Here is a 20,981-nt window from a genome sequence, read left to right as displayed (position 1 = left end):
CTAGCCGTAACGACCAGTGATGTAGTCCTTGGTCTTTTCCTCACGGGGATTCGTGAATATATCGGAAGTTGTACCGTATTCGACGATCTTGCCGAGATGGAAAAATGCGGTCCGCTGCGAGACGCGTGCGGCCTGCTGCATCGAGTGGGTAACGATCACAATGGCGTAGCGGCCGCGCAGTTCGTCGATCAGTTCCTCGATGCGCGCGGTGGCGATCGGGTCGAGCGCGGAACAGGGCTCGTCCATCAGGATCACTTCAGGATCGACCGCGATGGCGCGCGCGATGCACAGGCGCTGCTGCTGGCCGCCCGAGAGCGCTGTGCCGCTGTCGCTGAGCCGGTCCTTCACTTCATCCCATAGGCCTGCGCGCTGGAGCGATTGCTCGACGATGCCGTCCAGCTCGCTCTTGCTGCCGGTGATTCCGTGGATGCGCGGCCCGTAGGCGATGTTCTCGTAGATCGACTTGGGGAAGGGGTTCGGCTTCTGGAATACCATCCCGACCCGCGCGCGCAGCTGCACCACGTCCATGCCTGAGCGGTAGATGTCGGTGCCGTCCAGCAGGATCTCGCCTTCGACGCGGGCATTGGTGATCGTGTCGTTCATGCGGTTGAGGCTGCGCAGGAACGTCGACTTGCCGCAGCCCGAAGGGCCGATGAACGCAGTGACATAGCTCTTGGGGATCTCGATCGAGACATCGTCGATCGCGCGCTTCTGGCCATAGTAGACCGAAACGCCACGGGCGCTGATCTTCGATGGGCCGACCGGTTCCGGGAACACGGGTGCTGCGGGCTGGGTTGCCGCTTCGGAGGTTGGGACAGACGAATTCATGTTACCACCGTTTCTCGAAGCGGTTGCGCAAGTATATCGCGATGCCGTTCATCACGAGGAGGAAGATCAGGAGCACGACAATCGCCGCGCTGGTGCGTTCGATGAAGCCGCGGTCGATCTCGTCCGACCATAGGAATATCTGCACCGGCAGCACCGTTGCGGGCGAGGTGAAGTCGCTCGGCGGGCTGGCGACGAAGGCGCGCATGCCGATCATCAGCAGCGGCGCGGTCTCGCCCAGCGCGCGGGCCATGCCGATGATCGTGCCGGTAAGGATGCCTGGCAGTGCCAGCGGCAAGACGTGATGGAACACGACCTGCACCGGGCTCGCGCCCATCGCCAGCGCGGCATCGCGGATCGAGGGCGGCACGGCCTTGATCGCGTTCCGGCCCGAGATCACGATGACGGGCATCGTCATCAGCGCCAGCGTCATGCCCCCGATCAGCGGGGCCGAGCGGTAGTTGGGGAAGGCGGCGAGGAAGACCGCAAGGCCAAGCAGGCCGAAGATGATCGAGGGCACCGCCGCGAGATTGTTGATCGAGATCTCGATCAGGTCGGTCCAGCGGTTTCGCGTTGCATATTCCTCAAGATAGAGCGCGGAGAGCACGCCGACCGGAAAGGCGAGGATCAGCGTGATGAACATTGTCATCATCGAGCCCTTAAGCGCGCCCCAGATGCCGACGCTCTGCGGATTGGTCGCATCGGCGCGGACGAGGAAGCCGGTGTCGAAGGCGCGGACGAGCTTGCCCTGGCTGGCGAGATCGCGGGCGACCTTCTGCTCCGCCGCATCGCCGCCGCCGCGCTGGGCATTGGCGAGATCGTCACTGGCCGGGACCGAGACCGTGATTTCATTGCTCATCAGTTGCGAAGGATCTGCCACGAGCGTGTTGCCGACTTCGCGCCAGGCACCATCGGCAATCAGCGCATCGCCACCTGGGCCAAAGGCGGTGACAGCGGCAGTGTTGACGAGGGCAGGGAGACCGGCGACCTCGAGACCGCCGAGGGGATCGGGCTGGGCAAGGCGAGCCGGGTCGATCTGGATGTGCCCGCGCATCGGTACGGTCATGCGCAGCTCGCTGCGGTGAAAGCCGGCCCAGCCGCTCGACGCCATCGACACGAGCAGCAGAACGAGGATCAGCGCCGAGAACGTTACCGCGCTGAAGCCAGCCCAGCGAAACAGGGAGTCCGCGCGGTAGCGGCGCGCGAGGCCAGCCTGCATGCGGGCCTGGCGCGCGGCGCGCACAGCTTCGATCGCGGCGGGTTCTCTGGGCGTGTTCATGGCGCCTTACTCATACGCTTCGCGGTAACGCTTGACCACGCGCAGCGCGATGAAGTTGAGCGTCAGCGTCACAAGGAACAGCACCATGCCGAGCGCGAAGGCCGACAGCGTGGCGGGGTGATCGAAGCTGCCTTCGCCGGTCAGCATGGCGACGATCTGGAAGGTGACCGTCGTCATCGATTCGAACGGATTGGCGGTGAGATTGGCCGATGCGCCGGCTGCCATGACGACGATCATGGTCTCGCCGATGGCGCGGCTGATCGCGAGCATGATGCCCGCGACGATACCGGGGAGCGCTGCGGGGATCAGCACCTTGCGGATCGTCTCGGCGCGGGTGGCGCCCATCGCAAGGCTGCCGTCGCGCATGGCCTGGGGGACAGCGGCGATGCTGTCGTCGGCCATCGAGGAGACGAAGGGAATGATCATCACGCCCATGACGAGGCCGGCGGCCATCGCGCTTTCGGTCGAGGCGTTCGCAATGCCGATGGCCTGCGCCGCGTCACGCACGGCAGGCGCGACGGTCAGCGCCGCGAAATAGCCGTAGACCACGGTCGGCACACCGGCGAGGATCTCGAGGAGCGGCTTGACGATCTGGCGGACAGAATTGCTGGCATACTGGGTGAGGTAGACCGCGCTCATCAGCCCGAGCGGGATCGCCACGGCCATCGCGATGATCGCGCCGATGAAGATCGTGCCCCAGAACAGCGGGATCGCGCCGAACGCGCTGCCATCTGGCGCGCCGCTGCTCATCGGATCGGGCGCCCAGTGCGTACCCAGCAGGAAATCGATGGGCGAGACCATGCCAAAGAAGCGGATGGTCTCGAACACGAGGCTGGCGACGATGCCGATCGTGGTGAGGATGGCAACCAGCGAGGCAAGCAGCAGCACGCTCATCACGGCGCGCTCGACCCGGGTGCGGGCCGAGAAATCAGGGCGCAGGCGCAGGAACGAGAACGCACCGCCGGCAAAGGCGATCACCAGCGTGACGGCGAGGCCGATCATATTGTAGTGCGTGAGCGCGGCGCGGTAGGGCTCGACAAGGCCCTCTGCCTCGGGGTTGAACACGGCGCGTGCAGCACCGGTCGCAACGGCGCGGGCTTCGCCCATGATCGCCTCGCGCTCGAAGCCGAACGCGGGCAGCGCGGCGGCGGCAGGATCGGCCAGCACATGCTGGAGGACGAGGGCAGGGCTGATCGCATCCCACAGGAGACCGAACAGCGCGGCAGGTACCGCAACCCAGAGGCCGACATACCAGGCATGGAAATCGGGCAGCGAATTGATCCGGCCATCCGGCGCGGCCCGGCGGAAAACCCATGCGCGCGAGCGTCCGGCCAGCCAGCCGACGAGACCCAGCCCGAAGGCCAGCAGGAACAGGATGCCTGGCGTCATGACCGCTTGCCCGGTCCTTATTTCAGCTGCGCGCCATCGAGCACAGTCAGCTCGCTGGCGGCCTTGGCGCTGGCGGCAAGCACCGCGTCAGGCGCGACCACCATGCCGGCCTTGGCCAGCACCCCGCCCTTGCTCCACAGTTTGGCCCATTCGTTGACATAGGCCTGCAAGCCCGGGATCGCCTTGAGGTGCGCCTTCTTCACATAGATGTAGAGCGGGCGGGCGCCGGGATAGGAGAAATCGCTGATGGTCTCGTAAGTCGGCATCACGCCGGACATGGTCAGGCCCTTCAGGCGGTCGCGGTTCTCTTCGAGATAGGAAAAGCCGAACACGCCGATGGCCTTGGGGTTCGCCTCGATCTTCTGGACGATCAGGTTGTCGTTTTCGCCCGCATCGACATAGGCGCCGTCCTCGCGGACCTCGCCGCAGATGGCGTCATGCTTGGCCTTGTCGCTGTCCTTGAGCGCCTTCATCGCGGGATCGCTTTCGCAGCCGCGCGTCAGGATCAGTTCCTTGAGCGCATCACGCGTGCCCGAAGTGGAGGGCGGACCGTAGACCAGGATCGGCTCGTCGGGGAGGGCCGGGTTGACGTCCTTCCAGCTCTTGGCCGTGTTGGGTTTGCCAAACGGGGTCTTGGCGAGTGCCTTGTAGACGTCCTCGGGCGTCAGCGCGACGCCGGGACCCTGGCTGCCCTCGGCAAAGGCGACGCCGTCGAGACCGACCTGGATTTCGACAATCTCCTTTACACCGTTTTTCACGCAGTCATCGAACTCGGACTTCTTCATCCGGCGCGAGGCGTCTTCGATATCGGGGTGCTGCGGGCCGATGCCGGCGCAGAACAGCTTCATGCCCGCGCCCGTGCCGGTGGATTCGATGATCGGCGCCTTGATGGTGGCATCGGACTTGGCGAGCGATTCCGCGACTGCCTTGGCGAAAGGGTAAACGGTCGAGGACCCGACGGCGCGAACCTGATCGCGTGTAGCACTCTGCTGGCCGCCGCAGGCCGAGAGGCCGAGGGTGACGGCAAGCAGCACCGATCCGGCAACGACACGATTCGCAATCATCGTAAGCTTCCCTTCGGGTCCCAGCGCTGTGGGGTCATGCGGCCACGGAATGACAGGTCTATGACAATGCTTTCTGCGGGATCACAACCAGCGCAAGGCGGACGGTGACGGTCGTCCCTTCGCCCAGCCGGCTCGTGATATCCAGTTTGCCGCGGTGTCTTTCGACGATGTGCTTGACGATGGCAAGGCCGAGTCCGGTGCCGCCCGCCGCGCGGCTGCGGCCGGGATCGGTGCGGTAGAAACGGCGGGTGAGATAGGGGATGTGATCGGGGTGGATCCCTTCGCCGCGGTCGGTCACCGAAAACACGGCTTCGTTGCCGTCGCGCTCTACCGCAATGCTGATCGGCTCGCCGGGATCGCCGTACTTGAGCGCATTGTCGATGAGGTTGCGGATAACCTGATCGAGTTGCTGGCGGTCTCCGGTCACCACCGCATCGGTCACCTTGACGAGGATGCGGTCTTCGCCGGCAGTGCAGGCCACTTCCGACCCGATGCTGGCGGCCAGCAGGCCAAGGTCGATCTGTTCGCGCGGCAGATCGTGCTTCTCCGCCTCGATGCGCGAGAGCGACATGAGATCCTCGACCAGGCTCTGCAACCGCCGCGATTCGCGCAGCACGGTGTTGTGAAACCGCGCGGCCGTGGCGGCATCGACCTTGGCGTCGGGATCGGCGAGCGTTTCGATATAGCCGATGATCGACGCCAGCGGCGTGCGCAGTTCGTGACTGGCATTGGCGACGAAATCGGTGTGCGAGCGGCTTATATCGGCTTCGGCTGTGCGGTTGACCATCTCGATCAGCGAGTAGCGCTGGTCGATCGCGACGCGGCGGACCTGCCAGATGCTCCGCGCGCCGGTCAGTCCGCGGACCATGACAGTGCCCTGCGGCTTGTCGAGCAAGGTGATCGCCTCGGGATGGCGCAGGGCGACGCGGGCATCCTGTCCGACGATGTGCGGCCCCAGTGCTTCGCGCGCTGCGGCATTGGCGGCCGCGATGCGCTGGTTGTCGAGCATCAGAACAGGGACGCTGAACGGTTCGACCAACTCGACCATGGCCTGCCGCGAGACCGAGCCTTCATCGGGCACGCGGACTTCGATCACGGGTTCGGGGCGAGACAGCAGCAGCGTTCCCAGCCACACGATCAGCACCGAGATGGCAAGGACCGGATAGACTCCGATCACCAGCATCACGACGCAAGTACCGGCAGCAACGATGACACTTGGCCAAGGGAAGGGCGAACCCATCATGTCACTCTTGTTTCCGTTCCTGAAGACGCCGTCGGCGAGGACCTCGGTGCGTGACGTATCTCAACCGGACCGATCCGGTCTGGCGCGCGGTTGGGCCCGATATCCGATCTGGCGCATTCGGTCCGCTTTGTTCGCCGGGGTTGATCCGGTGAACGATTGGCCGAGTGCCCTGCAGCAGGAAACGCGGCTTATACTCCGATCTATGAAGCACTATGTCTTTCGCGAACAGACCCCTGCAAGCGCTGTCAGATTGTTGCCAAATTCAGCAACGTTTCTGTCACATAATCGGTTTGTGCAAGCGCAAGGTCAATGGTTCGCGGGCGCCGTGGTCAGCTGACCGGTGTGAAGTAGAACTTTGCGGCCGTTGCCAGGAGAATGACGGCCAGCATCGAAAACACCGCCGAAAGGAACTGCCAGGGGACGAGGCTGACCTGATCGAGATCGGCTCGGCGCTGGTGGCGACGTTCGCGAAAAGCGGTCAGAACTGCGGCAACCAGCGCGAGGCTGCCGGCGGCTGCAAACCCGCTGAAGGTGGTCAATGCGTCAGGATCCATCGGCCGTCCCAACCATCCTGCAGCCGGTTCGGCAAGACCGGATCGCACCGCTCTTGCCCGGATATCACCGTCACCGAGCCGCTGCGCGGGCGTGATCGCCCTGCCGCCACGTGCAGTCCAAAGTGACATCAAATTGACAAACTTGCCCGATACCGGCGGTGCGACGAGGGGTTGAGATGGCATCGCGCGGGACAGGCGAAGACAACGACGCGATTGCGCAGGGCCCTCGCGGCCAAGGTGACAGCGCCGAGGGTTTTGGCGAACACATCATTTCCGATATCGAGCGGTATCTGTGCGGACCAGCGGCGCAAGGCCGGATCGACGGTCTGCAAACGCGTCATCCCGATGCGTGGCACTTGCGCCTGCCGGGGCTCGACAGCCTGCTCGATGGTGAAACCGCACAACCCGAAGCCGCACAGTCAGAGCCCGGGCAAGCCGATGCCGGTCAACCGCTCCGTATCTGCATCGCGACCGAGCAGATCACCGGCCCGGTCCGCAATGGCGGGATCGGCAGCACTTACGCCAATCTTGCCTTGATGCTGGCCGAGCAGGGTTTCGACGTCACCGTGCTCTATCTCCGCGGCGAGCAGGTCGAAACCGAAACGATCGGGCACTGGGTGAACCATTACGCGAAGAAAGGGGTGAGGCTGGTGCCCGCGCCCGACTACGCAAGCACCGAGCGCTTCGTCTCCAATTCCGACCGCTGGCTGCGGGTGCCGTACAACATGATGCGCTGGCTGATCGACAATCCGATGGATGTCGTGCACGTTTCGGAATGGCGGGGCACCGGGTACTTGTGCCTGCTGGCCAAGCGGCAGGGCTGGGCCTTTGCACAGACGTTGTTCGTGGTGAAGACGTCGAGCCCGTGGATGTGGAACCGCCTCTACGGCGGCCACATGCTCGATCGCGCCGACGATCTCGTCAAGACGTACGCCGAGCGCCGCAGTGTCGAACTGGGCGATATCGTGGTGGGCGGCAGCCTTCACCTGCTGCGCTGGATGGCCAGCCAGGGGTACGCACTGCCCGAGGGACGCTCGTTCGTGCAGCCCAATGTCGCGACGTTCACGTCGCTCGAACCCTTGATGCGCGCGCGCACGCTGACCCCCGGCACCCGCACGCCGATCGACGAGCTGGTGTTCTTCGGGCGGCTGGAAGTGCGCAAGGGGCTGTTCATTTTCTGCCAGGCGATCCGCCGCCTGGTGCGCAAGGGCGTGCCGCTGCCGCGCCGCATCACCTTCATGGGCAAGCCGGGTGGACGCCTGCCCAGCCATCCCGAACTCGATACGCCCGACTATATCCGGGAAGTGTCGGATGGTTGGCCGTGCGAGGTGCAGATCCTGTCCGGCTTCCAGCAATACGAAGCGATCGAATATCTGCTGGGCGGCAAGCGGCTGGCGATCATGCCTTCCGTCATCGAAAACAGCTCGATGGCGGTCTACGAAGCGGCGATCTGCGCGATTCCGACGCTTGCGACCGACGTCGGTGGCAATGCCGAGCTGATCGATCCGCGTGACCATGCAGCGGTCCTGTGCCTCCCGCACCCGGTGTCGCTGGCGGACAAGCTGGAAGAGGTCCTGACGCTCGGCGGAATGGTGCCGCGCCCCAGTTTCAGCAATGATGCCAATCTGGAGATCTGGAGCACGTTCCACCGGCAGCTCAAGGGGCCGCTGCACCAACAGCTGCTGGACCGGGCGCGGGGCCAACAGGCGCCTGCTCCCGATCAACCCGCAACAGCGGTTTGCATCTACTTCCTCGGCCATGCCGCTGCGCTGGAGGCGACACTCGCCAGTCTTGCCGCGCAGACCGTGCCTCCGCGTGAAGTGCTGGTGGGCGTCGATGGCGACAGTGATGAGGATTGCGGCGTTGCTGCGGCGGCATTGGCACGCCATGGCTTTGAACCGCGCGCGGTCGAATGTTTCGATCTTGATGCCGGCGCCACGTTCAATCGCCTGGCGGAAGCCGCGACCAGCGATTTTGCCCTGTTCGTGTGGGAAGGGGCAACGCTGGTGCAAGGTGCGCTGGGCGAACTCGAACGTATCGCCCGGCGCACCGATGCCCAGGTGATGAACTTCCTTGTCGAAGTGCGCGAACTCGGCGCGGACGGCCCGCCCGATCTCAAGGCGCCGTTCATCGTCGGCGTGTCCGACGCGTTCTTCCGCGACGACGAGACCGAAAATCCGCTCTTCGTGCGCCGCGACACCTTCCTGAAACTGGACGGGTTCACCACCGACTACCGGCTGCTGGGCCATGACCACGAGTTTGTCGCGCGCGCGCAGCTGGCCGGATACGCCTGCGAGACCGTGCCCATGCGGCTCGGCAGCACTGTTGCGCAGCCGGCGGAGTGGCTGCGCGCACGCGGCTATGATCTGTCTGCCACGGGCTTTCGGGTGCTGCGTCCGATGCTGGCGGCGGCACCACTGGCGATGCGCGATACGTTGCTTCTTGCGCGCGGGATGGCGGCGCGTGGCGGCGGCAAGGGCAAGCTTGCTGCGGTTGCCAATCCCGAAGGCGTGCTGATGCGCATCATGGCCGGACTGAAGCCCGATCGCAGCCAGCCGGCGCCTGCCGCCCTGTCTGTTCCTGCGGTCGCCAGCGCCAAGCCGGCCGCCCGCACGAGGCAAGGCAAGCCTCGTGCGAACGGCGTCGGCACCGGCGGGCTCGGCAATTACATTGCGCTGCTCAATATGGTTGCTGGTGAAGATCTCGCCATGCCGGTCGCCAGGCCCCGCGCCCCTCGCGCCCGGACACTGTCACCGCTGCTCAAGACGCTGGTGGCGCGCGGCGATGTGGCCCGGGAGGGCGAAGTCGTCGGTCAGTTGCTCGGCGTGCATCACAACCGCATCCACGGCTGGGTCGGGCAGCTGCGCAAGGACGCTCCGCCGCTGGGCGTGGAGGTCGTGATCGATGGCATTGTCCTGCGGGCGGTCGCTGACAGCCCCTTAGTCCCGTTTGCGGACGTTCCGGATGAGGCACGGCGGGCCGGCTTCGTGATCGACCTGCCAGCGCAGAAAACCCGGCGCAAGGCGGGCCTCGCCTTTCGGATCGCGGTCACCGGCAGCGAGATCGTCTTGAACGACGGGTTGATCATGCCGCGCAGTGTAACATTTGGCAGCATGGGATATGACGGAATGGTGGAAGTGGACAGCTCCGGAGCCATCAGCGGGAGCGTTCGCCATCGGCACGACCGCGCCCGTCGCTGCGATGTTGCCTTGTTCGCCGACGGCACCTTCTTCGCGCGGGTCCCCATCGATGGTTCGGGCGACGGGCGCTTCACGGTGCCTGTCCCGGATATCGTCCGCAACGGGGGAGCGCATGAAATCGCGGTTGTGCTGGCCGATAGCGGAGTCATCCTGCCGGGCGGGCTGCTGACGGTGATGGAAGGGCAGATTGTCCGCCAGCGTTCCACCATCATGTCGATGTTCGGCCGATGAGGGTTCTCGTTACCGGCGGTTGCGGCTTCATCGGCGCAAATCTGGTTCCGCGGCTGGCCGCAGCGGGCTGGCAAGTGCGGGTGCTCGACAATGAAATCCTTGGGCACCGCGACCATCTCGACGGCTTTGCCGGTGAATTCGTCCACGGTGACATCCGCGATCCGGCCGCGCTCGACCTCGCGCTCGACGGGGTCGATGCGGTGGTCCACCTGGCGGCGGACACCCGCGTCATCGAATCGATTGCCGATCCGGTTTTCAATTTCGACGTCAACGTGGTTGGCAGTTTCCGCCTGATCGAGGCGATGCGGGCGCGCGGTATCCGGCGTCTGGTCAATGCGTCCACCGGCGGCGCGATCATCGGCGATGCCACGCCGCCTGTCCACGAGGGCATGGTGCCCAACCCGATCGCTCCCTATGGCGCGACCAAACTGGCCGTCGAAGGGCTGTGCTCCGCATGGTCGGGCAGCTACGGTTTTTCCGCGCTCTCGCTGCGGTTTGCCAATGTCTATGGCCCGCGTTCCTACCACAAGGGCAGCGTTGTCGCCGCGTTCTTCCGGCGCATTGCCGAGGGGCAGCCGCTGATCGTCCACGGGGACGGCGAACAGGTACGCGATTTCGTGTTCGTCGACGACTTGTGCGACGGCATCATGAGCGGCATCGCGCATGAACAATCCGGTGTGCTGCAACTGGGTTCCGGGGTGCCGGTCTCGGTCAATGCGCTGATCGACGCGATGCGGCAGGTGGTTGCGCCGGAGCGGATCGACGTCGAATATCGTCCGGCGCGGACGGGTGAGATCGAGCGTACCTGGTGCGATGTCTCGCGCGCGAGAGCCGTCTTGGGCTATGCTCCGGACACCTCGCTGGCCGATGGCCTTGCCCGGACCTGGGCGTGGTTTCGCGCGCGCCGCGACGGGTGACGGACAGGTGCGACAGCCTGCCTGAAGGGGCTTCGTGAGCCGCTGCGCGCTCGCCCCATTTTAAAACAGCCCGCGCCAAACCGTGTCGCAACCGTGTCACATTGAGCAATTAGCGGCCCGGTATAGACCTACCGCTTTTGGAGGGCAGTACATGCTTCTTTTCATCGACGAGCCGCGCAATATCAAGATCGTCCGCCAGCCTCCCGAAGGCGGGATCCGGGAACCGCTGTGCAAGGTGAAGAAGCAGCAACTTGCTATCTCGGATGACGTTGTCGCTCTGCTTAAGGAAGACGAAGTCGTTGAAATCGAAGCGGCTTTCAATCTCCTTGCCGAAGGTGAATCGGCGCGGATCAAGGCTGCTATCGCGGCTTTCCCGGCAACCATCCGCGAAGTTCTCGGCTACTACAAGGATGGCGCCACGCCGATGGAGCAGCGCTGGATTCTGGGGGCATTGCTCGAGGGCCTGCGCCTGATCAGGCGTCACGATCGCGAAACCGGGATCTGATCCGGCTGTTGCTGGGCGGGCCGATCCGTTTGGATTTGGCTCGCCGCCAGACACGATTTGGGGGGTAAGAACGTGGAAACAGTCATCGTGCTTGGCGGCGACGGATTCTGTGGCTGGCCGACGGCGTTGCACCTGTCGAAGCTCGGCTATGACGTCGTGATCGTCGACAACCTTTCGCGCCGGAAGATCGACATCGATCTCGCTGCCGATTCGCTGACCCCGATCAGCACCATCGGCGTCCGGCTTGCCGCGTGGCGCGAAGTCACCGGGCGCAGCATCCGCTTTGTCCAGCTCACCGTGGGCGAAGATTACGACCAGCTTCTTGATCTCATCCAGCGCGAGCGACCTCGCGCGATCGTCCACTTCGCCGAACAGCGCGCCGCGCCGTACTCGATGAAGGGGACCCGCGAACGGCGCTACACCGTCAACAACAACCTCAATGCGACGCATGATGTGTTGTCGGCGATCGTCGACAGCGGGCTCGACATCCATCTCGTGCATCTCGGCACGATGGGGGTCTATGGCTACGGCACGGCCGGCATGCAGATCCCCGAGGGGTACCTGCCGGTCACGGTCAACACGCCGGAAGGTGCCAAGGAAATCGAGATCCTGTATCCGGCGCACCCGGGCAGCATCTATCACATGACGAAGTCGCAGGACGCGCTGTTCTTCTGGTATTACAACCGCAACTACAAGACGCGCATCACCGATCTGCACCAGGGCATCGTGTGGGGTACGCAGACCGACGAGACCAGCCTCGACGAGCGGCTGATCAACCGGTTCGATTACGATGGCGACTACGGCACGGTGCTCAACCGGTTCCTGATGCAGGCTGCGATCGGTCATCCCATGACCGTACATGGCACTGGCGGGCAGACGCGTGCGTTCATCCACATCCGTGACACCGTGCGGTGCATCGAGCTGGCGATTGCCAATCCGCCGCAGCGCGGCGAGCGCGTCGCGATCATGAACCAGATGACCGAAACGCACCGGCTGATCGATCTGGCCCGGATGATCGAGCAGATGACCGGCGCGCCCTATCAGCTGGTGCCCAATCCGCGCGTCGAGGCTGCGGAGAACGAGCTGGCGGTTTGCAACGAGCGGTTTCTGAAGCTGGGCTTGCGGCCGACACGGCTTCATGAGGGGCTCGCGGAGGAAGTGACCGACATCGCGCGGCGCTATGCCGACCGTTGCGACCGCGAGAAGATTCCTTGCGTGTCGCAGTGGACCGGACCCCATCCCGAAAGCCCTGCCGAAGCGCGTCAGGAGAATTCGAGCCTTGTCCGCTGCGATCCGCCAGTGCCGGCAGTCGCCCTCAAGCTGGTCGGCAATGACTTGTACGAGCGGCTGCCGACGGCGATGTGACTGAGTTCGGCCATTTTGGCCGCAATTGGAATGGATGCGGGATCGGTTAGCAACCGGGTCGGGACGTGACAGGGGGTAATGACATGGTGGTTGGCGGCAAGGCAGGCGATGGGCAGAAGCCCATGGATGAGCAGGAACAGGCTGGTGACGGTGCGTCGCAGGCCGCTTCGCGCTCGCTGCGCGACCTGATGTCCCGCCTGCCCAGCTCGCGCGCGGAGGGCCGGACGGGCAGCCGCGAGGCGGAGCTGGTCGAGGCGCCGCTGCGCACCAACCGCGAGTATAAAGGGCTCGATATGGTCGAACCGGCAGCGGCGGTCACCACGGCGGCCGGGACCCAGACCGAAACGCCGACCGCGCCGCAATCCGATGGTCCCTTCATGCTGCGCTCTTCATCGGACTCGAAGGCTGAAGGTGATACCTCCGGACCGTCGCTGCCCGGTCGCACCAGGCTGATGTCGAAGGGCAGCCTGATTTGGCTGGTGCTCTCGTTCATCGCGCCGATTGTGCTGGGGGCGATGTACATCTTTTTCGTGTTGCCTGACCAATATGTCACCGAGTTCCGTTTTTCGGTCCGCGTGCCGGTTGGCAACCCTGCCGCGCTGCCGAAATCGAACGGCGGTGCGGCCCTTTCGGCGCTGTTCGGTGGCAATCCGACGCCTGGAAGTGACCTGCTCGATAACTTCACCGTGGCGGACTACGCACGCAGCCCGCAGGCCGCCAAGGATGTCCATGCCAAGGTCAACCTCAAGGCGATGTACAGCAAGCCCTCCGATCCGTTCTCGCGGCTTCCCGACACGGCAAGCCAGGAAGAGCTGGGCCGGTACTGGAAGGGCATGGTCTCGTCCGATTATGACGTCACAACCGGTCTCGCGCTCGTTCGTGTCAAGGCTTACGCGCCCCAGGACAGTCTCAACATTGCCAACGCGTTGCTTACGCAGTCCAATCAGCTCGTGAACGATATTGGCAACCAGTCGCAGACGGACACGGTGCGCTTTGCCAAGGAGCAGTTCGACCGGGCCAACCAGCAGGTTACCGATCTTCAGCGCCAGATCGCGGGTCTGGCACGGGGCGGTGCGGACAGCGCGTCGGTCGGCGTGATTCAGGCCAACACCCAGGTAGCGACCACGACGCGCGCCAACATCGCGCTGATCCAGTCGCAGATCGAAGTGCTCGAAGGACAGCTGCACAATCCCAAGGCGCCGCAGATTGTGCTTCTACGCCAGCAGCTTGCAGCTAACGAGCGCGCCTTGGCGGGTGCCGTCAGCACCGCGAACACGGTTTCGACGAACAACTTCCAGGTTCTGAGCGCGCAGCTTGCCAATGCCAACAGCGAGCTTTCGGCGGCGCAGGCTGCATTGGGCCAGGCCAAATCTGCTGCCGCGGCCCAGCGGCTTTATCTGACCACCTATGTGCGTCCGACGCTGCCGGAAAGTCCGGCTGGACCCGACCGCTGGATGGCTCTTCTGCTGCTTATAGCGGGAGCCGGCATGTTTTGGGCAGTCGGTCTGCTTGTGCGTAACTCGATCTTGGAGCACAGGCTTTGACACAAGCTTACCCGAATGGCCGGATCTACGCGGCGGGGCCGCGACGGCTGGCCCTGCGCACGCAGTTTAACGTTCTCTCTGCATTGCTCTTCCGCGAAGCCGGCATGCGCAATGGTCAGAACTTTACGCTCGGCTATCTGGCTTCGGGGTTTGAGGCGCTGGTCTTCATTGCCACGATTGGATTGGTGTTTTCCGCCCTGTCGCGGACACCGCCTTATGGCTCAAGCCTGTTGCTGTTCATCGGCACCGGTGTGTTCCCAATCTATCTGTTCATTCATACCTCGTTGCGACTGCGCCAGCCATGGAGTGCCGTGTCGCGGCGCCAGCGCTTTCCGATTGAGAGGCCGTTCGACCACATCTTGGTTCATACAGTGTTGCACCTGCTGAGTAGCGCACTGGTTGCGATTTTCTTTTTTGGCGGCTTATACATGTTTTACGGTGTCAGAGCCGCAGTCCCAAGCGACCCTGTTACCGCGGTGGTTTCGTTGCTTGTCGTGCTGATGCTTGGGGTTGCAACCGGCATTTGCAACTCGGTTATCGCGCGGATTATCCCAGTGTGGGATTTGCTTTGGCCGTCGATCGCCCGCGCAACATTGCATTTCTCCGGACCTTACTTTGTAGCTGCATATTTATCACCGAATGTTCGGTGGTACTTCGGGCTCAATCCCGTTACGCACGGGGTTAACTGGTTTCGGCACGCTTTTTATCCCTTTTATCCTAACGAACTGACCGATCATGTGTACATCATGACATTTACCGCGGTGTTGTTGTTCTTCGGTCTGTTGCTCGAAGCCGGTACGCGCCAATATCTTGAAGAAAAGGATTGAGCCATGATTAGGCTCGATAATGTCAGCCTTGCTTATCAGCGCGGCAGGAATGTGATCGATGGCTTTTCGATTGATTTGCCTTCGCATCGCCGTTTGGCAATCCTGGGCGGGCCTGAAACCGGTAAGACTACGCTGATAGGACTTCTCGCCGGGGTCGTTGACCCCACTGCGGGACGCATTGAGCGGCGTGCCCATCTTTCATTTCCGGCGGGTTACATTCGTGCGTTCCGTATGTCGAATACGGTACGACAGAACATCATCTTCGCTGCCCGCATCTACGATGCCGATCCCGGCGAGGTCGTCAGCTTTATCTGTGAGAGTATAGATATCAGTGAATTGATCAATGTTCCGATGCGGGACGTTCCTATCCGGGGCCGTCTCTTGGTTGCTTATGCGCTGACCTATGCGCTGCCGTTCGATACCTATCTCTTTGACAACATGATCGGCCCCGGTGATCCGGCAACGCGCGATCTTTGGCGTCAATTGTACGAGGCCCGTACGGCAAGCGCAGGAGCAATTGTCGCGACCCGGCAGTCCCGTGTGGCGGAAGCTTATTGTGATTGCGCACTCGTGCTGCGGCGAGATGCCTCGCCGATCTTTTTCGAGAACCTGCGCGATGGGATTGCCCTTTTCGAAGCGGATGCCGCTGCGGGGCAGCAGGCAGACGCCGCGGGCCTGCCTACCAAGACGGGCGCGCTGCAGGAGTCCGAGGTCGGCAGTCTCGGGGATCAGGCCATGGTCAAGGTCCCCGAATGATCAGATTTCGCTCTTCTTTATCTTCTTTGCTGCAATTGAACCCGAGGTTCGCCGTGACAGATCATCAACTCAAGCCGACCGTCGCTTTAATGGGCAGACTCTCGCGGGCACGTCTTGGACGGGGCGTTCTGTCCGGGATGCTGGTGCTTTCGCTGGCCGCCTGCGCCACGCAGCCGATCTCTGGTCCACTTTCGAAGCAGATCTCGACGGAGGGTGCGAGCGAGGCGCCGCCATTCCTGCTGGTTCCGGTTGACCGGATCACGCTCACGGCGCTGTCACGCGCCGCACCCGACGGGTTCAGTCCGCTTGCCACTCCGGCGCCGCCGCCAGTCGTCACGATCCATGTCGGTGATGCGGTTTCGGTCACGCTCTGGGAGTTCGGCTCGGGCCTGCTCGGCCCCGTCAATGCGGCTACCGCATCGCAGCCGGGCCTCGTCGGCGCGCAGAGCGCAACCGTGCCGGTCCAGACGGTCGATCAGTCGGGTACCATAATGGTGCCGTTCGCCGGCGAGATTCGCGCAGCCGGCCTGACCACCCGCCAGGTGCAGCAGGCGATCATCGCCGCGCTGCGCGGGAAGGCCAGCCAGACGCAGGCGCTTGTTCAGGTGGTGCAGACGACCGACAATGCGGTGACGATCAGCGGCGATGTCAACCGTCCCGGCCGCGTTGCGCTCATGGGTGCAGGTACGCGCCTGCTTGACGCGCTCTCGCAAGCGGGGGGAACGACCGGCAAGGCGCGCGACATGCTCGTGCAGCTGACGCGGGGCGGCGTTGTCCGTTCGGTGCGGCTTGTCGATCTGCAGGCAAACCCGAGCGAGAACATCTATCTGGTTCCGGGCGATCTGGTGACCTTGTCGCAGGAGCCCCAGACTCTGGTCGTGCTGGGCGCGACCAACAAGAATCAGGAAATGACGTTTGCCAAGTCGAAGGTGAATCTCGCCGAGGCGCTCGGCAATGGCGGTGGGCTCAACGACAGTCAGGCCGATCCGTTCGGCGTATATGTCCTGCGGTATGAACCGCTGGATGTTGCCAAGTCGCTGCGGACCGAACCCCTGCCGGACTATCTGGCGGCCAACGCGACGGTGCCGGTTGTCTACCAGGTCAACCTCAAGTCTGCCGATGGTCTGCTGCTTGCACAGAACTTTTCGATGCGGGACCGTGACGTTGTCTATGTCGCGACGTCGGAGTCGGTGCAGGTTGGCAAGATCGCGCGGCTCTTGAACGAGATCACCAGCATCGGCAAGAGCCGGACAACGCAGCGCTTTACTTACTGACCATTATCCCGATGGCAGCATGCCGATTGTTAAGAGCGTCGCAGGTCCAACCGGGCCGGTGTCAGGATGAATTTGACGCCTAAGGTAGAGAGAAGCACCCGGTGCAAGTGCACCGAGTGCACATTGGGCGCTTGTGGCGGTCGATTGGTCCCGTCATTCGCTGCTGGTAGGATATGGTAAGAAAAATGCATGATATCGTGAAAAGGAATTCGGTGATGGTCAAGCAAGGTCCGGCGGCGAAGGCGCTGACTGTGCCGGGGCTGGCCACGGCGGTGCCGCTGCCCGACCCGGAACCGATGCGCATGGTCCGGTTCAATCCGGCCTTCTCGCGTTTGCTCGGGACCATCGGCCAGTCGGCGGTCAAGGTTCCTTCAATGATGTCGATGCTTGAAAAGCGAGTGCTGTTCACGCTCGCGCGTGAACGCTACTCGGGGAATGGCCTGATCATCGACGCCGGTATCTTCCTGGGCGCATCCACGGTGTGCTTCGGCGAAGGCCTGCGGCAGAACAAGGTTTTCAAGAAGACCACGAAGCGCTGGGCCAAGCCGATCATCTCGTTCGAACGCGCCATCATCAACCCCGGCATGCCGGCGTTCTTCAAGCGCAACAACGTCGAAGGTATGGCCGAGCCGGGCGAGTCCTTTGCCGCCGCGGTCGAGGCCAATATCGAGCCGGTGGCCGATCTGGTCGATCTTCGGCTGGGCGATATCCTCGAGACCGGTCAAGGCATTACCAGCCCGATCGAAATCCTCTTTCTCGACGTGCTGAAGCTTCCGGAGATCAGCCGCTTTGTGATGCGGAATTTCTTTCCGAAGCTGATCCCCGGTGTCTCGATCGTCGTGCAGCAGGATTATTTCTACGAGCGGCTGCCCTTCATCAAGACCGATCAGGAATTCTTCTCCGAGTACTTCACCTTCATCGGCGAAGTGTGCTCGACGGCGCTGTTCCTGTGCACCAAGGCGATCCCGGAATCGGCAATCGATCAACTGGAGCAGGGCTTGCCCCCGCGCGAGCAGGAACGTCTGGCCAGCATCGCCATGCAGCGTTCATGCGATCCTGCACGGCGGTATATGATGGCGCTTTCCAAGGTCCGGCTCATCAAGCAGCTCTATGGAACTGAAAGCGCGCAAGACTATCTGCGCTTCGTCAAGAACGAGTTCCCCGAACAGGTGGCATCGCACTTGCCGCGCCTGAAGGATGCGCTGGTCGCGATCGAGCGCGTCTGTGCCGATGGCGATGATTGATCGGGGACGTGAGGCGCGGCGCGTGACGCGAGCCGCGTGGCCGACGCGGACCTGATTTGGGGGCGGGGCCGATGCCACTGTTTACGGTCAGCACCGAAGAGGCGCTGCTCAACATCAAGGACAACACCGTCGGTCGCTGGCCTCGGCGGGGGGAACCGGGGCGCCTGTCGCCGATTGCCAAACCGCAGTTCAAACCGACCTTTCACTTCGCGCCCGGCGAAACCATCTTCACGATCGGTTCGTGTTTTGCCCGCCACGTCGAGCGTGAGCTGGCGTTTCGCGGGTTTGCCTTGCCGACCAGACATCTGTTTGAAAGCGATGAAGACTTCGGCGCGGTCGGTCTGGATGTGCTGAACAATTACGGCACACCCTCGATCTGGAATGAATTGTCGTGGGCGTTCGACGACAGTTTCGACCCCATGAAGTGCTTCGAGCCGGTGCGGGACAACTGGGTCGACATGCATCTCCATGCCAGCATCCGCCCCACTTCGCTTGACGTGCTGCGCACACGTCGGCGCGCGATTGCGGCTGCATACCGTTCGATCAGCCACTGCCGTGCCGTGATCATCACGCTCGGTCTGGCCGAGGTCTGGTTCGACAACCAGCATGGCCACTACCTCAATGTGGCCCCGCGCCGTTCCATCTTGCGCGACAACCCTGACCGGTTCGATCTGCACGTGCTCTCGCCGGACGAGTCCTACGACTATCTGCGCCGGGCGTTGCTCCTGATCCGGGAACGCGGAACGCCGGGGATCAAGGTCGTGCTGACGGTATCACCCGTGCCGCTGTCGGCGACCTACCGTCCGGTCGATGTGATGGTTGCCAACTGCTATTCGAAGTCGGTGCTGCGCGTCGCTGCCGAGCAGGCCGCAGCCGAGTTCGATTTTGTCGACTACTTCCCGAGCTACGAGAGCATAACGCTGTCCGAGCGCGAACACGCCTGGACCGAAGACAACGTCCATGTGACGCCGCGCGCGGTCGAGACCAACGTCGGCCGGATGGTTGCTGCCTATACCGGGGCCGCGACCGCAGGCCTCGATCGGGACAGCATACGCGACGCCTTGCGCGAACTGCGCGGCAACCGCACCGGGATCCTGTCGCTGCTCGAAGGCCGGCAGGATCTGCTGGACGATCCTGAAATCGCCAATGCCTATGCCGATGCGGCGCTGCTGGTCGGGCGGCTGGATGATGCCGAGCAGGCGATGGAGGGCGGGTTGCTCGAGCCGGTGTTGGCGGCGCGCATCTGCCTCGCGCGCGGCGATGCCGCAGCGGCGCTGGCTTTGCTGGGCGACGTCCCGCCGCGTGCGACCGCACGGTCGCATTTTTACGGGACTAAGCTCCGCGCGTTTCTGGCGCTTTCCCAGATGGACGCGGCGATGGCGGCTGCCAACGACTGGATCGCCGCCGATCGCAGTACGCCGCAGCCTTACCTGCTGCTCGCGCGGGCGCTGGCCGATAGCGATCCTGCCGCGGCCGAAGGCTATTACGAGCAGGCCTTGCTGCGCGGCGACGATCAGGCGCCGGTGGTTATCGAATGTGCCGATCATCTTGCCCGCACCGGCCGCGTGGCGGCGGCGCAGGATCTGGTGCGGGGCATCGAGCCGACCCAGCCCTATTTCCGGCGGCGGCGCGACCATATCCTGTCGCTGATCGCGACGACCTGACGCTGCAGCCGCTCAGCGCTGCTCGTCGGCTGCCTCGCCAAACGCGATGGCCGCGATCCGCTGGTTGACCGGCGCTGCGCATGCGCCGCCCTGGCTGGCATAGTTGCGCCAGAACAAGACACCGGCCAGTCCGTCGCGGATGATCGCCTGACGCACGAAGCGTGCGTCGTCGAGCGTTGTGCCGGCCAGTTCGAAATCGATCAGCAGGCGCTTCGGGTCCACCGGCCCGCCGGCTTTGACGATCGCCATCTGGGCGGCGTAGCTTGCGGGAAGCGACTTTTGCACATTGCCGCTCCAAAGCACCAGCGTCGTCCGGTCGAACCGCGCCACGATCCGGTGGGCATTCTCGGCAGTGACGCCGGTAAAGCGTTGCTGGCCCGGAGAATCGAGCGGATTGACCAGCAAGATCACCCGTTTGCCCGCAGCATGAACCAGCTTTGCATAGGCCGTGAGGAACGTTTCAGTCGTCTGCGGGTCGCGGCCGTCCTGCACTTCATAATCGAGCATGATCCCGCTCGCACGCGGGGGCAGCTTGCCCGATGCCAGCACACAGGTATCGGCGGGCGAGGGCGGGGCCGCATCGGGCAGCGCGCGTTCGTTGATGAGCGTGACCCCCGCGTCCCGGGCATAGCGTCTTGCCCGTGCATCCTGTCCCAGCAGGCTGGCGGCCTGCGCCATTGTGCAGGCGTTGGCCCGGTCGATCGAGCTGAAGGCCGAGCGGTGCCGCCGGTTGCCCGTCCACGACGGTTCGAGGTTCAGCTTGCGGACGATCTGTCGCCCGCCGGCGCCGACGAGCGGTGTCGCAGCGCGGTTGGCCCAGTGGTAGTACCACGTCTGAATGCCTTTGGGCGCGGAGGCAAGGCGGCCCAGTTGCCCGGAGACCGCGGCAGAGAGGGGGTAATGGGGATACCGCGCGCCGTCACGCGGGGGCGGTGCCTGCTGAAAGGCTTCGAACCGCAACCGGGCATTGTCGGCGGCCGAGAAGCAATCGGCGCCGGGTGCAGTGGCAGCGGCTAGCGGCACCATCGCGCAGACCAGCCCGGCACCGGCAAGCGCGGCCAAGCCGATCGTGCGGGGCCCTCGCAGGCGAGAGCCGGCGG

The 20,981-nt window shown here is 63.8% G+C and carries 17 protein-coding genes; 10 read left to right on the top strand and 7 right to left on the bottom strand.

What is annotated here, in order from left to right; genetic code table 11:
- The 6 genes from pstB to IP83_RS03640 all read right to left on the bottom strand — a co-directional run bounded on the left by pstB (position 1) and on the right by IP83_RS03640 (position 6,354).
- Positions 1-828 (bottom strand): phosphate ABC transporter ATP-binding protein PstB, encoded by an 828-nt coding sequence (pstB, locus tag IP83_RS03665; RefSeq protein WP_054120859.1) that lies wholly within the window; start codon positions 826-828, stop codon positions 1-3.
- A 1-nt stretch (position 829) separates the two neighbouring features.
- Positions 830-2,104 carry a phosphate ABC transporter permease PstA gene (pstA, locus tag IP83_RS03660; protein WP_054120858.1) on the bottom strand — a complete coding sequence of 425 codons (1,275 nt, stop codon included), beginning with the start codon at positions 2,102-2,104 and terminating at the stop codon, positions 830-832.
- Between the two features lie 6 nt (positions 2,105-2,110).
- Complete coding sequence (gene pstC, locus IP83_RS03655) at positions 2,111-3,493, bottom strand: phosphate ABC transporter permease subunit PstC (RefSeq protein WP_054120857.1); 1,383 nt, start codon at positions 3,491-3,493, stop codon at positions 2,111-2,113.
- Positions 3,494-3,510: 17 nt separating this feature from the next.
- The gene (locus IP83_RS03650) at positions 3,511-4,557 is read right to left on the bottom strand and encodes a substrate-binding domain-containing protein (RefSeq protein ID WP_054120856.1); all 1,047 of its coding nucleotides are present in this window, start codon (positions 4,555-4,557) and stop codon (positions 3,511-3,513) included.
- 58 nt (positions 4,558-4,615) lie between these two features.
- Complete coding sequence (locus tag IP83_RS03645) at positions 4,616-5,800, bottom strand: cell wall metabolism sensor histidine kinase WalK (RefSeq protein WP_054120855.1); 1,185 nt, start codon at positions 5,798-5,800, stop codon at positions 4,616-4,618.
- Between the two features lie 329 nt (positions 5,801-6,129).
- Entirely contained in the window at positions 6,130-6,354 is a 225-nt protein-coding gene (locus IP83_RS03640; protein ID WP_054120854.1) for a hypothetical protein, read from the bottom strand.
- Between the two features lie 176 nt (positions 6,355-6,530).
- Between IP83_RS03640 and IP83_RS03635 the strand changes: the two genes are divergently transcribed.
- The 10 genes from IP83_RS03635 (at position 6,531) to IP83_RS03590 (ending at position 19,881) form a co-directional block, all read left to right on the top strand.
- Positions 6,531-9,785: a glycosyltransferase gene (locus tag IP83_RS03635; protein WP_054120853.1), complete on the top strand. Its 3,255-nt coding sequence runs from the start codon at positions 6,531-6,533 to the stop codon at positions 9,783-9,785.
- Positions 9,782-10,702 (top strand): NAD-dependent epimerase/dehydratase family protein, encoded by a 921-nt coding sequence (locus IP83_RS03630; RefSeq protein WP_054120852.1) that lies wholly within the window; start codon positions 9,782-9,784, stop codon positions 10,700-10,702. Before IP83_RS03635 ends, IP83_RS03630 begins: the two co-directional genes overlap by 4 nt.
- Before the next feature lie 151 nt (positions 10,703-10,853).
- A complete protein-coding gene (locus IP83_RS03625; protein WP_054120851.1) occupies positions 10,854-11,207 on the top strand; it encodes a hypothetical protein in 354 nt (117 codons plus the stop codon).
- 72 nt (positions 11,208-11,279) lie between these two features.
- Positions 11,280-12,572: an NAD-dependent epimerase/dehydratase family protein gene (locus IP83_RS03620; RefSeq protein ID WP_054120850.1), complete on the top strand. Its 1,293-nt coding sequence runs from the start codon at positions 11,280-11,282 to the stop codon at positions 12,570-12,572.
- Between the two features lie 83 nt (positions 12,573-12,655).
- Complete coding sequence (locus IP83_RS03615) at positions 12,656-14,116, top strand: hypothetical protein (RefSeq protein WP_054120849.1); 1,461 nt, start codon at positions 12,656-12,658, stop codon at positions 14,114-14,116.
- Entirely contained in the window at positions 14,113-14,943 is an 831-nt protein-coding gene (locus IP83_RS03610) for an ABC transporter permease (protein WP_156309566.1), read from the top strand. Before IP83_RS03615 ends, IP83_RS03610 begins: the two co-directional genes overlap by 4 nt.
- 3 nt (positions 14,944-14,946) lie before the next feature.
- Positions 14,947-15,699 carry an ATP-binding cassette domain-containing protein gene (locus IP83_RS03605; protein ID WP_156309565.1) on the top strand — a complete coding sequence of 251 codons (753 nt, stop codon included), beginning with the start codon at positions 14,947-14,949 and terminating at the stop codon, positions 15,697-15,699.
- Positions 15,700-15,836: 137 nt separating this feature from the next.
- A complete protein-coding gene (locus tag IP83_RS03600; protein WP_054120846.1) occupies positions 15,837-16,973 on the top strand; it encodes a polysaccharide biosynthesis/export family protein in 1,137 nt (378 codons plus the stop codon).
- A 215-nt stretch (positions 16,974-17,188) separates the two neighbouring features.
- A complete protein-coding gene (locus IP83_RS03595; RefSeq protein WP_143146642.1) occupies positions 17,189-18,217 on the top strand; it encodes a class I SAM-dependent methyltransferase in 1,029 nt (342 codons plus the stop codon).
- A 71-nt stretch (positions 18,218-18,288) separates the two neighbouring features.
- Positions 18,289-19,881: a GSCFA domain-containing protein gene (locus tag IP83_RS03590; protein ID WP_054120844.1), complete on the top strand. Its 1,593-nt coding sequence runs from the start codon at positions 18,289-18,291 to the stop codon at positions 19,879-19,881.
- Between the two features lie 12 nt (positions 19,882-19,893).
- Here the strand turns inward: IP83_RS03590 and IP83_RS03585 are convergent, their stop codons facing one another.
- Positions 19,894-20,943 (bottom strand): hypothetical protein, encoded by a 1,050-nt coding sequence (locus tag IP83_RS03585; RefSeq protein ID WP_156309564.1) that lies wholly within the window; start codon positions 20,941-20,943, stop codon positions 19,894-19,896.
- Positions 20,944-20,981 lie beyond the last annotated feature (38 nt).

The organism is Novosphingobium sp. AAP93 (assembly GCF_001296055.1).
GTDB lineage: Bacteria > Pseudomonadota > Alphaproteobacteria > Sphingomonadales > Sphingomonadaceae > Novosphingobium.
This window is presented reverse-complemented; position numbering and strand designations above follow the sequence as displayed.

Bases quoted from the DNA above. Each gene is read 5' to 3' on its own strand.
- pstB (WP_054120859.1), bottom strand. From the start codon at position 828: ATGAATTCGTCTGTCCCAACCTCCGAAGCGGCAACCCAGCCCGCAGCA.
- pstA (WP_054120858.1), bottom strand. From the start codon at position 2,104: ATGAACACGCCCAGAGAACCCGCCGCGATCGAAGCTGTGCGCGCCGCG.
- pstC (WP_054120857.1), bottom strand. From the start codon at position 3,493: ATGACGCCAGGCATCCTGTTCCTGCTGGCCTTCGGGCTGGGTCTCGTC.
- IP83_RS03650 (WP_054120856.1), bottom strand. From the start codon at position 4,557: ATGATTGCGAATCGTGTCGTTGCCGGATCGGTGCTGCTTGCCGTCACC.
- IP83_RS03645 (WP_054120855.1), bottom strand. From the start codon at position 5,800: ATGATGGGTTCGCCCTTCCCTTGGCCAAGTGTCATCGTTGCTGCCGGT.
- IP83_RS03640 (WP_054120854.1), bottom strand. From the start codon at position 6,354: ATGGATCCTGACGCATTGACCACCTTCAGCGGGTTTGCAGCCGCCGGC.
- IP83_RS03635 (WP_054120853.1), top strand. From the start codon at position 6,531: ATGGCATCGCGCGGGACAGGCGAAGACAACGACGCGATTGCGCAGGGC.
- IP83_RS03630 (WP_054120852.1), top strand. From the start codon at position 9,782: ATGAGGGTTCTCGTTACCGGCGGTTGCGGCTTCATCGGCGCAAATCTG.
- IP83_RS03625 (WP_054120851.1), top strand. From the start codon at position 10,854: ATGCTTCTTTTCATCGACGAGCCGCGCAATATCAAGATCGTCCGCCAG.
- IP83_RS03615 (WP_054120849.1), top strand. From the start codon at position 12,656: ATGGTGGTTGGCGGCAAGGCAGGCGATGGGCAGAAGCCCATGGATGAG.
- IP83_RS03605 (WP_156309565.1), top strand. From the start codon at position 14,947: ATGATTAGGCTCGATAATGTCAGCCTTGCTTATCAGCGCGGCAGGAAT.
- IP83_RS03600 (WP_054120846.1), top strand. From the start codon at position 15,837: ATGCTGGTGCTTTCGCTGGCCGCCTGCGCCACGCAGCCGATCTCTGGT.
- IP83_RS03595 (WP_143146642.1), top strand. From the start codon at position 17,189: ATGGTCAAGCAAGGTCCGGCGGCGAAGGCGCTGACTGTGCCGGGGCTG.
- IP83_RS03590 (WP_054120844.1), top strand. From the start codon at position 18,289: ATGCCACTGTTTACGGTCAGCACCGAAGAGGCGCTGCTCAACATCAAG.